Annotated in this window: 12 protein-coding genes and 1 pseudogene; 11 read left to right on the forward strand and 2 right to left on the reverse strand. The window is 64.5% G+C overall.

Annotation, left to right across the window (positions count from 1 at the left end; all coding sequences use genetic code 11):
- The first annotated feature begins 112 nt into the window (after window positions 1–112).
- The 7 genes from ACZ0AV_RS19000 to ACZ0AV_RS19030 all read left to right on the forward strand — a co-directional run bounded on the left by ACZ0AV_RS19000 (window position 113) and on the right by ACZ0AV_RS19030 (window position 5,305).
- Window positions 113–820, forward strand: a complete 708-nt coding sequence (locus tag ACZ0AV_RS19000) for a methyl-accepting chemotaxis protein (RefSeq protein ID WP_499153401.1) — start codon at window positions 113–115, stop codon at window positions 818–820.
- Between the two features lie 127 nt (window positions 821–947).
- The gene (locus ACZ0AV_RS19005) at window positions 948–1,334 is read left to right on the forward strand and encodes a response regulator (protein ID WP_499152472.1); all 387 of its coding nucleotides are present in this window, start codon (window positions 948–950) and stop codon (window positions 1,332–1,334) included.
- Window positions 1,335–1,453: 119 nt separating this feature from the next.
- Window positions 1,454–1,777, forward strand: coding sequence for a hypothetical protein (locus ACZ0AV_RS19010; protein WP_499152473.1), 324 nt, complete (start codon window positions 1,454–1,456; stop codon window positions 1,775–1,777).
- A gap of 418 nt (window positions 1,778–2,195) precedes the next feature.
- Window positions 2,196–3,164, forward strand: a complete 969-nt coding sequence (locus tag ACZ0AV_RS19015) for an XdhC family protein (RefSeq protein ID WP_499152474.1) — start codon at window positions 2,196–2,198, stop codon at window positions 3,162–3,164.
- Window positions 3,165–3,184: 20 nt separating this feature from the next.
- Complete coding sequence (locus ACZ0AV_RS19020; RefSeq protein WP_499152475.1) at window positions 3,185–3,724, forward strand: nucleotidyltransferase family protein; 540 nt, start codon at window positions 3,185–3,187, stop codon at window positions 3,722–3,724.
- A gap of 228 nt (window positions 3,725–3,952) precedes the next feature.
- Window positions 3,953–4,957, forward strand: a complete 1,005-nt coding sequence (locus ACZ0AV_RS19025) for a TerC family protein (protein WP_499152476.1) — start codon at window positions 3,953–3,955, stop codon at window positions 4,955–4,957.
- A 51-nt stretch (window positions 4,958–5,008) separates the two neighbouring features.
- Window positions 5,009–5,305, forward strand: coding sequence for a hypothetical protein (locus tag ACZ0AV_RS19030; protein ID WP_499152477.1), 297 nt, complete (start codon window positions 5,009–5,011; stop codon window positions 5,303–5,305).
- 156 nt (window positions 5,306–5,461) lie between these two features.
- Here ACZ0AV_RS19030 and ACZ0AV_RS19035 read toward each other — a convergent pair.
- Window positions 5,462–5,638 (reverse strand): annotated as a pseudogene (locus tag ACZ0AV_RS19035) (OprD family outer membrane porin); the annotation flags it as partial.
- A 547-nt stretch (window positions 5,639–6,185) separates the two neighbouring features.
- Between ACZ0AV_RS19035 and ACZ0AV_RS19040 the strand changes: the two are divergent.
- Window positions 6,186–7,310 (forward strand): metallophosphoesterase, encoded by a 1,125-nt coding sequence (locus ACZ0AV_RS19040; protein ID WP_499152478.1) that lies wholly within the window; start codon window positions 6,186–6,188, stop codon window positions 7,308–7,310.
- A gap of 39 nt (window positions 7,311–7,349) precedes the next feature.
- Here the strand turns inward: ACZ0AV_RS19040 and ACZ0AV_RS19045 are convergent, their stop codons facing one another.
- Window positions 7,350–8,354, reverse strand: a complete 1,005-nt coding sequence (locus tag ACZ0AV_RS19045; RefSeq protein WP_499152479.1) for a LacI family DNA-binding transcriptional regulator — start codon at window positions 8,352–8,354, stop codon at window positions 7,350–7,352.
- Window positions 8,355–8,521: 167 nt separating this feature from the next.
- Between ACZ0AV_RS19045 and ACZ0AV_RS19050 the strand changes: the two genes are divergently transcribed.
- The 3 genes from ACZ0AV_RS19050 to ACZ0AV_RS19060 are packed head-to-tail and all read left to right on the forward strand — an operon-like array spanning window position 8,522 to window position 12,030.
- Window positions 8,522–9,688 (forward strand): Gfo/Idh/MocA family protein, encoded by a 1,167-nt coding sequence (locus ACZ0AV_RS19050; protein ID WP_499152480.1) that lies wholly within the window; start codon window positions 8,522–8,524, stop codon window positions 9,686–9,688.
- The gene (locus tag ACZ0AV_RS19055; RefSeq protein WP_499152481.1) at window positions 9,685–10,743 is read left to right on the forward strand and encodes a sugar phosphate isomerase/epimerase family protein; all 1,059 of its coding nucleotides are present in this window, start codon (window positions 9,685–9,687) and stop codon (window positions 10,741–10,743) included. The genes ACZ0AV_RS19050 and ACZ0AV_RS19055 overlap by 4 nt, the downstream gene beginning before the upstream one ends.
- A gap of 54 nt (window positions 10,744–10,797) precedes the next feature.
- Window positions 10,798–12,030: a nucleoside permease gene (locus ACZ0AV_RS19060; protein WP_499152482.1), complete on the forward strand. Its 1,233-nt coding sequence runs from the start codon at window positions 10,798–10,800 to the stop codon at window positions 12,028–12,030.
- The last annotated feature ends 4 nt before the right edge of the window (window positions 12,031–12,034 follow it).

Here is a 12,034-nt window from a genome sequence, read left to right on the forward strand (position 1 = left end):
CGCCCAGGTCGCCACGGCCGCGGAAGAGTCCTCGGCAGTGACCCTGCAGACCAGCAACAGCCTGCAGCGCCAACGCCAGGGCACCGAGCTGGTGGTGACCGCCATCAACGAGATGAGCGCCACGGTTCGCGAGGTGGCGCAAAGCACCAGCGACGCCGCGGAAATGTCGCGCCAGGTCAACCTCAGCACCACCCAGGGCCGCCAGGAGATCGAGCGCACCGTCACGGTGATCCGCGAGCTGTCCAGCCAGGCCGACGAGACCGCGCGGATCATCGCCGACCTGAAGCGCGAGAGCGACTCGATCTCCACGGTGCTCGACGTGATTCGCGGTATCGCCGACCAGACCAACCTGCTGGCCCTCAACGCCGCTATCGAAGCCGCACGTGCTGGCGACCATGGTCGCGGGTTCGCGGTGGTCGCCTCCGAAGTGCGTACGCTGGCGCAAAAGACCCAGGAGTCGACCGGCAACATCCAGGAAATGATCGCCAACCTGCAGAAGGGCTCGGACCTGGCCACCCATTCCATGGAGGAAACGCTCGGCAAGGCCCGCGCAGGCGCTGCCAACATCGAGCGCGCAGGGGATCTGCTGGGCGCGATTGCCGCGGGCGTTGCCGGCATCAATGATCGCAACATGCAGATCGCCACGGCGGCCGAAGAGCAGAGCGCGGTGGCCGAGGATATCAACCGCAACGTAGTGGAGATCAACGACGTGGCCATTCAGGTCAGCTCCGGCGCCGAACAGACCGCAGCCACCAGCCTGGAACTGGCGCGCCTCGCCGAACACCAGCAGCAACTGGTGAGCCGCTTCCGCGTGCAGTGATGCCGCATGCTGGCGCTGCCCACCGTTGCGGTGGGTGGCGCCGCCACCAGTCGCAGCGCACGATATTTTTGAAATCTTGTGCGCGGTCGTGGGTCAGAGCTTCACCCCTACTGTTCAGGTCCATGCAATGCCACTGATAGTCATAGCCGAAGATGAACGCGCCATCCGCGAGCTGCTCGTGGAAATCTTCGAAGACGAAGGTCATCAGGTGAAGGCGTTTCCCTGCGCCGACGATGCCTGGGAGTTCCTTTCCAGCTGTGACGGCCAGGTGCAGATGGTCCTGACCGACTTCAGCATGCCTGGTGACATCGACGGTATCTTCCTGGCTCACCTGATTCGTGATCGCTTCCCGGATCTGCCGATCATCATCTCCTCCGGCTTTCTCGAGGGAACCAACGATTTCGAAGGCCTCAACGTCGCGGTGATTCCCAAGCCGTGGACCGTCAGCCAACTGCTCGACATGTGCTCGGCGATGACCCCCAAACCGCCTCTGCCTGACGCCAAGCAGGCCTGAGCGTGCCCCTGCTGCCAAGGCGCTGGCGGCCATTTCCCATCGATTGCATGACGTGATTGCCCAGACACGGTGGCAGGTATGTAAAATCGCCGCCCCGTTTTACAGCTGGAGATTTCACGTTGGCCATTCACTATTCCCCTTCCCGGAACACGGTCGCCTGTGGCCGCACCGGTTCGAGCCTCAGCGCTACCGAGGACCAGGCACAGGTTTCCTGCAAGCTGTGCCTGCGTTCGCTGGAGAAGGAGGCTGCCCCTGCCGCGGCGGTCAACCGCACGCCAAGCCTGGCGCAACTGCGCGCCGCCGCTCGCACCGCAAAAACGATGACCGGTCAGGCCGAGCCGAAGGCGGCTGTCAGCGTGCGTGCCGCATGGCAGCAAAAGCTGGCGCAACTGCCGGGCCGTAACCGCTTGCCACGCGGCGCGGCAGGTCAGAACTACGTGTAAGCGCCCGTTGCCAGGGCGCAGTGATGATTTGCTCGGCCCCGGCCGCGCACCACCTGCAGGCGGCGGTCATCTTCGCCTGCTGCCAGCGGCACTCATTCAACGCACCAGGCACCTGGCATTGCAGGTTGGCCCCGTGCGAGGTTGAGCCGGCAAAAAGCGTCGCACTACATCACCTGTCCATGCCCCGGTCGACCCGCTTGCCGATCTTCTTGGGTCGCTATCGGGTCGGCCATACCCGGTTGGTCTCCACGGTTCTGCTGGCTGCATGACTGCGCAAAAACACTGAACCGAAACGCGGCTCGTCTCTACAAAGATCAATGCCTTCCTCTCGTGGGAGGGCGCCGGCGCGTGCTCTACGCGCCGGCCTGACAGGCAGGCCGTTGCCTTGCCTGGTATCCGTCGCGAGCAAGGTGGTGTGATGAAGCAACTTGACCTGCAGGTCGTTCAGCAGGCCCTGGCCTGGCTCGTAGCGGGTCAGCCAATCTGGTTATGCACCGTGCTGTCTACCTACGGCTCTGCGCCGCGCGCGCCGGGTGCGATGCTGGTGGCGTTGCCGTCCGGCGAGTCTTGCGGCTCGCTGTCCGGTGGTTGCGTGGAAGAGGATTTCCTCGAACGCGTGGCCACTGGCCGGTTGCCGATGCGGACGCAGATCGTGCGGTACGGTGAGGGTGGGTTGACGCCCACGCGCGCCTTGCCCTGTGGCGGCGTGCTGGACGTGCTGGTCGAGTACCTGGTACCAGGCGAGCAGGCGCAGGCGATGCTGGGGCAGGTCGAGCAGGCCCTTGGCGGAGGCGAGCTGCTGGTTCGCGATGTTCCGCTGGGCACGGGGGCGAGCCAATGCCGGCCGGGCAGCATGCGCGATGCGCGGATCCAGCGCGGCGATGAGCAGGTGTCCATCAGGATCGGTGCCGTGCTGCGGGTGATTCTTGCCGGCTGGTCTCCGGTTGCCGAGTTCTGCGCAAGCTTCGCCATGTCGCTCGGATACGACGTGGTGCTCTGCGACCCGCGGCCGGAGGTGGTGGCCGAGATCGCACTGCCTGGCGTACAGGTACTCGCGTTGCTACCGTCGCGTTTCCTGGCCGAGCAGGGCGCCCATCGCGCCACCGCGATTCTGGCGCTGACCCACGACCCACGCATGGATGATCTGACGCTGATCGAGGCCGTGCGCACCGAGGCCTTCTACATCGGTGCCATGGGTTCGCAGCGCACCAGCGGCAAACGCCTGGAGCGTCTGGCCCGCCTGGGAGGGCTGCGGGCTGATGAAATGGCCCGCATTCATGCGCCCATCGGCCTGCAGCTGGGCAGCAAGTCACCGGCGGAAATCGCCCTGGCGACCATGGCCGATGTGCTGCGCGTCGCCAACGGCATCGACCGCGGCTGCCTGTAGGGATGATGCCCGGCGCGCCCGTGGTGATCGTGCTGGCGGCGGGCCGCGGCTCGCGTTTCCTGGCGTCCGGGGGCACCTGCAACAAATTGCATGCCGACCTTCAGGGCAAACCGGTGCTGGACCATGTGCTGGCCACGGTGGCGCGCTCGGGGCTTGGCGTTCACGTGGTGCGCCACGCCTGCGGCGACGGCATGGCCGACTCGATTGCCGAAGGCGTGCGCGCCACCGCGGGCGCGTCCGGCTGGCTGGTGTTGCCCGGCGATCTGCCGCTGGTGAGTGCCGAGAGCATTCGCCGCGTGGCAGCGGCGCTGGCGCAAGGCGCGATGGTGGCGGTGCCGGTGTGCGCCGGCCGTCGCGGTCATCCGGTCGGGTTCGCCCGGGACTGTTTCGCGGAGCTGGCGGCCCTTGGTGGCGAGGCGGGCGCGGTCTCGGTGGTACGGCGCTACCGGGCCGAGGGAAGGGTGGTGCAGCTGGAGGTCGACGATGTGGGCATCCTCACGGATATCGATACCCTCGGCGACCTGCAGCGGCTGCGGGACGTGCTCGATAAGCGGCCTTAGCGACGCCCCTTTCCCGACGAGGCGCAACGATTGCCGTGGACTCACGGCGGGGCGCCATAGCAGCTAACGGGCACGTGCGCCTGTTCTTGAAATACTTTGCAACCAGGCGACCATTGAGCGGCGCGCGGCGCCTGATAAATTGGCGCCCGTGACGCCGGGCCCCTCTGACAGCTATCGAGCTGCCATGTCGGAGTTGCAGTTTGTACAACTCTGACTTAGGAGGGGCTTATGAGCACCCTAGAACCGTTTCTGATGGCCGAGTTCCTCGGCACCGCCACCTGGTTGTGGCTCATTTTCATCACCATCGTCATCAGCCTGCTGGTCTTCGACCTCGGGGTGCTTCACCGTGAGCATCGCGAAATCGGAGTAAAGGAAAGCCTGCTGCTGTCCGGCGGCTACATCACTGCGGGCCTGCTGTTCGGTCTGTGGGTGTGGCACATGAAGGGCGCCGCTTCCGGGATGGATTTCTATACCGGCTTCCTGATCGAGAAATCGCTGTCCATGGACAACGTGTTTCTCATGGCGATGATCTTCAGCTTCCTGGCCATTCCGCGTAAGTACCAGCACGAGGTGCTGTTCTGGGGCATCCTCGGGGTGATCGTGCTGCGCGCGATCATGATCGGCCTGGGCGCCGCGCTGATCGCCGAATTCAGCTGGATTCTCTACGTGTTCGGCGTCTTCCTGCTGCTGACCGGCGTGAAGATGCTGTTCAGCAAGGTCGATGACCACCCCGACCTGTCCGAGAACAAACTGATCAAGTTCGTGCGCAAGCGCATGCGCGTCACCGATCGTTTGCACGAAGGCCGCTTCTTCGTCCGTCAGCCGGATGAAAACGGGCGCATGGTGCGTTGGGCCACGCCGTTGTTCCTGGCGCTGGTGCTGATCGAGTGTGCCGACCTGGTGTTCGCGATCGACAGCGTGCCGGCGATTTTCGCCATCACCCAGGACCCGTTCATCGTCTATACCTCGAACATCTTCGCGATCCTTGGTCTGCGCGCGCTGTACTTCGCCCTGGCGGCGATGATCCATCGCTTCGCGTACCTCAAGTACGCCCTGGCGTTGGTGCTGGTGTTCATCGGCGGCAAGATCTTCCTGGTCGGCATCATCGGCAAGACCCCGCCGGTGATTTCCCTGAGCGTCACGCTCGGCCTGCTGATCGGTGGTGTGCTGCTGTCGATGTGGAAAACCCGCAACGACCCGCCGGTGGTCGACACCGAAAGCCCCCGTAATTGATGTCCTTGTGCCCCGGCATGCCGGGGCTTTGAACGATGCAGGAGGTAACCAATGAATACGTCACTGATTTCCGCCTGGGGCCTGGTTGCCGTTATCGGCCTGAGCCTGGTCGGTTGTGAAGCCGCCGAAGAGTCTGCCCAGAAACTCACGGAGCAGGCTGAGCAAGCGGTGCAGGCGCTGGCGCGCGAAGCGGTCAGCGATACCGCCAGGGTGCTCAACGAGCACATCGATCAGGTGCAGGAGTCGGCCAACGAACTGCTCGCCCAGCCCGAAGACGAGGCGAGCGGCGGTGCACCCGAGACCGAGCAGGAGATGCCGCAATTGATCAGCGAGGGTGTGGAAACCTGAGCCTGCGGCGGCTGCCGCCCGCCTGGGCAGGCAAGGCGCAACCACGGCATGGGCAGTTTTTTACCGAAGCGTGATCAACGCAAACGGCGGCCAACGGGCCGCCGTTTTTTTTAGCCATTCGGCAAGCCGTTCAGGGCTTGCCGCCGCCCGTCGCCATCAGAGAATGGTGATCGGGTATTCGACGAAGGCCCGGGTTTCGTTGAGGTCGGGACCTACCGCATTGCTGGAGCGGTAGATGGAGTTGCGCAGCCGCAGGGACAGCTCCTTGGCCGCGCCGCTCTGTACGGTGTAGCCGACCTGGCTGAACGGCTCGCGCTCGGTGCCGTCCTTTTCAATCATGCGCCCGAATGCCAGGCGTTATTATCGTGGGCCTCTTCAGTGTCGAGGCCGTGCGATAGTTATCAGCGCGGCAGATAGCCAGCCAACCAGAGGAGTCGATTATCACTATCGATGCGAATGATGCGGGAGGGAGCCGCTTTTATCGCTACCATTCGCAATGATGAACGCATGGTCATGGGCTTTCGAGAGAAGCCGGTGACCCTCTCCAGTTCATCATCCTTTGGTTTCCGCCTCTCCATGAGGCGGTTTTTTTTGCCTGCAAAAAAGCGGATGGACGTTCAGCTAAGTTGCAGGTGAAGGTCATGAGCCGGTGATCGGTGATGGGCGGAAAGTTGCCCTGTCATTGATGATCGTTACGCTTGGATCCATAGGATTACCGACGTTTTATCTTCCGCGTTTTCGCCGTTTGGAGTGCGCACTGGCCTGTCCGCTGACGGATAGGTCGTGATTTACCTGCTTGTGCATGTGCAGCACCCTTTGGCGATGCTGTTGTCACAGCAGGGCTGCGGCCGACTTACCCATCTGAACGAGCGAGATCACCGTGTTCCATCTGGTCACGGGCTTTATAGCCCTGTACGTTTTTTGGCGAATGGTCGGGCTTCAGCGGTGGCCGCTTGCCGTCAAGGCCGCCCTCGGTGTGCTGATTCTGGCGGCTGCCGAGCACCACCTGATCACCCGCCGTTTCTTCGGCAGCATGGCCTCACCGGAAATTCCCGGCGGCGTGCTGTTGGTGCTTGGTTGGGCGTTCGGTGCAGTGATCGTCAGTGGGCTGATTCTTCTGGTGCTGGATGCGGCAGCGCTGCTGTTCGCTCGTGCGCCAGCCGTCAGGCGTGTCGTCAATGCACCTGGGTTGCGGGTAGGCGTTGGCCTGGCTGCCATGTCGCTGTCGGCGCTTGGCGTCTGGCAGGCGGTGCGTTTACCGGATGTACGTGATGTGGAAATCGAGCTGGCGCAACTGCCAGCCGAACTGGATGGCCTGCAGTTGGTGCAGCTCACTGATCTGCATGCCAGCCGCCTGCTACAGCGTTCGTGGATGGAGGCGGTGGTTGCCAAGGCCAACGCGTTGCAGCCGGATCTGATGCTGATCACCGGCGACCTGGTCGATGGCACCGTCGCTGCCCGTGCCGAGGATGTCGAGCCGTTGCGCGACCTCACCGCACGGCTTGGCGTGTACGCCATCCCCGGCAACCACGAGTATTACGCGCAGTACCAGCGCTGGCTGGAGCACTTCCAATCCCTGGGCCTGCCCATGCTGCTCAACGAGCACGTGACCATCGAGGATGCTGGCGCCAGCCTGGTGCTCGCCGGCATTACCGATCCGGCCGCCGCCCGTTTCGGCCAGCCGCTGCCGGATGTCAGGGCGGCCCTGGCCGGAGTGACGCACGAGGCGGTGGTCATCCTGCTCAGCCATCGCCCGCTGGCCGCGTCAGGCAATGCCCTGGCGGGCGTCGACCTGCAACTGTCCGGTCACACCCACGGCGGGCAGGTGCTGGGTATGCATTGGGTCACCCAGGCGTTCAACGAAGGGTACGTGTCTGGCGCGTACAAGGTGGGCGACATGCGCCTGTACGTGAGCAATGGCGCCGGGTTGTGGAATGGCTTCCCGTTGCGGTTGGGTAAGCCCTCGGAGATCACCCGGATCACTTTGCGTGCACCCGAACGGTAGGCGACCGTGCTCTTCCGAATGCCGGGCTGGGCGCCGCGGCTAGGGCTGAGCCGGGGGCTGCGAACGGGCTGCCGTGCTGGCCCGCACGACCAGTTCGAAAGGCAGGATCAGGTGATGCTCGGCTAGGCGCCTGCCGTCGAGCTGCGCCAGCAACATCGCCACCGCGTGCTGGCCGAAGGCTGCGGCCGGTTGGGCAATGGTGGTCAGCGGTGGATCGCAGAAGGCGGCGAAGGATATGTCGTCGAAGCCGGCGACCGAGATGTCGTCGGGAACCCGCAGGCCAGCCTGGCGAATGCACTGAATGGCGCCCATGGCCATCTCGTCGTTCTCGCAGAAAATCGCTGTCGGGCGCTGGTCGTTGGCCAGCAGCTGCGCCGTCGCCGCATGCCCGGACGGGCAGTCGTAGCGGCCGTATTGCACCTGGCCGGGATCGAACTCGATGGCCGCCGCGGCAAGGGCTTCGCGGTAGCCGGCAAAACGCTCGCGGGTCAATGGGCTGTCTGCCGGCCCCTGGATCAGGCCGATGCGACGGTGCCCCAGGGCCAGCAGGTGGTCGGTCATGGTGCGTGCGGCGCCACGGTTGTTCAGGCTGACCGTGGGCCAGGGCGCGTCGTCGACGATCTCGCAGATGTTCACCAGCGGCGGATGATCGTCGCGGGCGAACGGGTCGAAGGCACGCAGCTGAATCACCCCGTCGGCCTGCCTGGCGTCCACCAGCTCGGCAAATTGCCGCTCGGTGTCCGGGTTGCCCAGGGTGTTGCACAGCAGCACCCGATAGTCGGCGGCGCTGGCTGCTTCCTGAATGCCGCGGATGACCTGGGCAAAGAAGGTGTTGGCGATGTCCGGCACCAGCACCACCAGATTGCGGGTGCGCTGGGAGCGGAACTGCACGGCCATCAGGTTGGGTTTGTAGCCGGCGTGCTCCACGGCCTCGAGTACCTTCTCGCGGGTTTCCGGTGAGACCTGAGCCGGGCTTTTCAGGGTGCGCGACACGGTGGCAACCGAGACCCCGGCCAATGCGGCAACCTTGCGAATATTGGTCATGCGCCCTCTGTTTTCTGGCCGGCAGTGGATGCCGATTCGCCGCCAGATTACCGTAACCCGGCTGTCACCGTACGCTTGACCGGTGCCCGTGCGGGGTCTATACAGTTTCAAATGTAACCGGTTACATTGAAAAAATATCAACAAAATATTGTAAACGGAGTGTTTGAATGCCTGCTTCACGGGTAAGGCTGGGAATGATCGGTGGCGGCGCTGGCGCGTTCATTGGCCAGGTCCATCGCCAGGCGGCCGCCCTGGCCGGTGGTATCGACCTGGTGGCTGGCGCCTTCAGCCGCGACCCTGCCAATAACGAAGAAACCGGGAGCGCCTGCGGCTTGGCGCCGCAACGCGTTTACCCCAGTTGGCAGGCGTTGCTGGAGGGCGAGTCGCAACTCGATGCGCAGCAGCGCATCAACCTGCTGGCCATCGTCACGCCCAACCACCTGCATGCGCCCATCACCGTGGCGGCCATCGGCGCGGGCATCAACGTGTTCTGTGAAAAACCGGCGGCGCTGAACAGCGCCGAGACCGCCGAGCTGGCGCAACTACTGACACACGGTCAGGCGCTGTATGGCCTCGCTCACACCTACCAGGGGTATCCGATGATCTGGCAGGCGCGGCACATGGTGCAGGCCGGCGAGATCGGCCGGGTGCGCAAGCTGTACGTCGAATACCCACAGGGCTGGCTCAGTGACGACCTCGCCGGCCAGGGCAACAAGCAGGCGACCTGGCGCGGCGACCCGCAATTGGCCGGGCAGGGCGGTTGCATCGGCGACATCGGCACCCATGCCTTCAGCCTCGCGGAGTTCGTCAGTGGTCAGCGTATCGAGCGTGTCTGCGCGCACCTGGCGACCCATGTGCCCGGCCGTGCGCTGGATGACGATTGCGCCATGCTGTTCCTCACCGAGCAGGGTGCCAGCGGCGTATTGCTCGCCAGCCAGGTGTGCGCTGGTGAGGAAAATGCACTGAAGATCCGCCTCTACGGCGACAAGGGCGGCCTGGAGTGGCGCCAGGAGGAGCCCAACAGCCTGGTCCATCGCCCGCTCGATCAACCCATGCGCGTGCTGCGTGCCGGGGCCAACCATGGCTGGCTGTGTGACGAGGCGCTGCAGCGCATTCGCCTACCTGCCGGTCACCCCGAGGGGTATTTGGAGGCCATGGCCAATCTCTACAGCGATTTTGCCCAGGCGATTGCTGGCTCGCCTAGCGCCGCGGCCGCACTGCCCGGTATCGAGACGGGTATGCGCGGCATGGCGTTCATCGAAGCGGCGCTGGCCAGCCACGCCAGTGAGGCCAAGTGGACTGCATTGGCATCCAGTGAAGGAGCGCAGCGATGACTTCTGGTATCCGTGGGCCGGGCATTTTTCTTGCGCAATTCCTGTCCGCCGACGCACCGTTCGATAACCTGAAGAACCAGGCCAACTGGGCGGCCTCGCTCGGCTACAAGGGCATCCAGTTGCCGACTCTGGGGCCGCAGTGCATCGATTTGCAACGCGCTGCCGAGAGCCAGACCTATTGCGACGAGCTTAAGGGCATCTGCGCCGAGGCCGGCGTCGCGATCAGCGAATTGTCCACGCACCTGCAGGGCCAACTGGTGGCCGTGCACCCGGCGTTCGACAGCCTGTTCGACGACTTCGCCCCGGCTCACCTGAGGGGCCGGTCGCAGGCGCGTACCGAGTGGGCCATCAACCAGTTGAAGCTGGCGGCCCAGGCCAGCCAGCGCCTGGGGCTGGCGGCTCACGCGACCTTCTCCGGCGCGCTGCTCTGGCCCTATCTCTATCCTTGGCCACAGCGCCCGGCAGGCCTGGTGGAAGAGGGCTTCGCCGAGCTGGCGCGGCGCTGGCTGCCGATCCTCGAGGCCTTCGACGAGGCCGGCGTCGACCTCTGCTACGAGCTGCACCCCAGCGAAGACCTGCACGATGGCGCCACCTTCGAACGCTTCCTCGCCGCGGTTGGCGATCATCCGCGCGCGCATATTCTTTACGACCCCAGCCACATGCTGCTGCAGCAGATGGACTACCTGGGCTTCATCGACCGTTACCACCCGCGCATCCGCATGTTCCACGTCAAGGATGCGGAGTTCCGGGGCGATGCCCGTTCCGGGGTGTATGGCGGCTACCAGGCGTGGGTCGATCGGCCAGGGCGTTTTCGGTCCCTGGGCGATGGGCAGATCGACTTCAAGGCGATTTTCAGCAAGCTCACCCAGTACGGCTACCGGGGCTGGGCGGTGCTGGAGTGGGAGTGCTGCCTCAAGGACTCGGCCCAGGGTGCGGCCGAGGGTGCCGGCTTCATCGAGCGCCACCTGATCACCCGCGCCGCACGCGCCTTCGACGATTTTGCCGGGGTTACCACCAGCGCCTCGCGCAACCGAGGGCTGCTTGGCCTCGAATAGACTTTTAGAGGTGCCCTTTAACGCTGTCTCGTGAACAACAACAAGGATAAGAACATGAGCACTTTGACTGTCAGGTTGGGCGTGATGATGTTTCTCCAGTTCTTCATCTGGGGCGGCTGGTTCGTCACCCTGGGCACTTTTCTCGGGCGCACCCTGGAGGCCAGCGGCGGGCAGATCGGCATGGCCTACGCGACCCAGTCGTGGGGCGCGATTCTGGCGCCCTTCGTGGTCGGGCTGATCGCCGACCGCTTCGTCAACGCCGAACGGTTGCTGGCGGTACTGCACCTGGGCGGCGCCGTGCTGCTGTACCAGCTCTACCGGGCCGAGGACTTCGCCACTTTCTATCCGCTGGTGCTCTGCTACATGGTGGTGTACATGCCGACGCTCGGGCTGGTGAACGCAGTGGCGTTCCGGCAGTTGAGCGACCCGGCGGCGCAGTTTTCCAGGGTGCGGGTGTGGGGCACGCTGGGTTGGATAGTCGCCGGCCTGGTGATCAGTTTCGTGTTCGCCTGGGATGCCCAGCAAGCCATCGCCGAGGGTGCGCTGCGCAACACCTTCCTGCTCTGCGCCATCGCCTCGCTGCTGCTCGGGCTGTACAGCTTCAGCCTGCCGGCCACCCCGCCGGTGCCCGGCCAGCAGACCGGCATCAAGCGCCTGCTCGGCCTGGATGCCCTGCAGATGCTCAAGGACCGCGGCTTTGCGACCTTCTTCCTGGCGTCCATCCTGATCTGCATTCCGCTGGCCTTCTATTACCAGAACGCCAACCTGTTCCTGACCGAAATCGGCGTCGCCAACCCGACCGGCATGATGACCCTCGGCCAGGTGTCGGAAGTGTTGTTCATGCTGCTGTTGCCGCTGTTCATCAAGCGCTTCGGGATCAAGGCGACCTTGCTGGTGGGCATGGCGGCCTGGGCGCTGCGCTATGTGCTGTTCGCCTACGGCAACAGCGGTGAGCTGGTGGCTTTTCTGGTGGCGGGGATCGTGCTGCACGGTGTGTGCTACGACTTCTTCTTCGTGTCCGGGCAGATCTACACCGACGGCAAGGCCGGCGAGAGCATCAAGAGCTCCGCGCAGGGCCTGATCACCCTGGCTACCTACGGCGTCGGCATGCTGATCGGCTTCTGGGTGGCCGGCGTGGTCTCCGATCACTACGCAGCCGAGGGCCTGCATGACTGGCGCAGCATCTGGCTGTTCCCGGCGGTGTTCTCGGCCGGCGTGCTGCTGGCGTTCCTGCTGACCTTCCGCGAGCGCGCCTCGGCCAGGCCTGTCGGTGCGTCGCGGGGGTAACTGA

It is taken from the genome of Pseudomonas sp. AC532 (assembly GCF_979258965.1).

What these genes read in the sequence shown, in the direction of transcription:
- ACZ0AV_RS19000 (WP_499153401.1), top strand. Translation starts at nt 113, where the DNA reads ATGAGCGCCACGGTTCGCGAGGTGGCGCAAAGCACCAGCGACGCCGCG.
- ACZ0AV_RS19005 (WP_499152472.1), top strand. Translation starts at nt 948, where the DNA reads ATGCCACTGATAGTCATAGCCGAAGATGAACGCGCCATCCGCGAGCTG.
- ACZ0AV_RS19015 (WP_499152474.1), top strand. Translation starts at nt 2,196, where the DNA reads ATGAAGCAACTTGACCTGCAGGTCGTTCAGCAGGCCCTGGCCTGGCTC.
- ACZ0AV_RS19025 (WP_499152476.1), top strand. Translation starts at nt 3,953, where the DNA reads ATGAGCACCCTAGAACCGTTTCTGATGGCCGAGTTCCTCGGCACCGCC.
- ACZ0AV_RS19030 (WP_499152477.1), top strand. Translation starts at nt 5,009, where the DNA reads ATGAATACGTCACTGATTTCCGCCTGGGGCCTGGTTGCCGTTATCGGC.
- ACZ0AV_RS19045 (WP_499152479.1), bottom strand. Translation starts at nt 8,354, where the DNA reads ATGACCAATATTCGCAAGGTTGCCGCATTGGCCGGGGTCTCGGTTGCC.
- ACZ0AV_RS19050 (WP_499152480.1), top strand. Translation starts at nt 8,522, where the DNA reads ATGCCTGCTTCACGGGTAAGGCTGGGAATGATCGGTGGCGGCGCTGGC.
- ACZ0AV_RS19055 (WP_499152481.1), top strand. Translation starts at nt 9,685, where the DNA reads ATGACTTCTGGTATCCGTGGGCCGGGCATTTTTCTTGCGCAATTCCTG.
- ACZ0AV_RS19060 (WP_499152482.1), top strand. Translation starts at nt 10,798, where the DNA reads ATGAGCACTTTGACTGTCAGGTTGGGCGTGATGATGTTTCTCCAGTTC.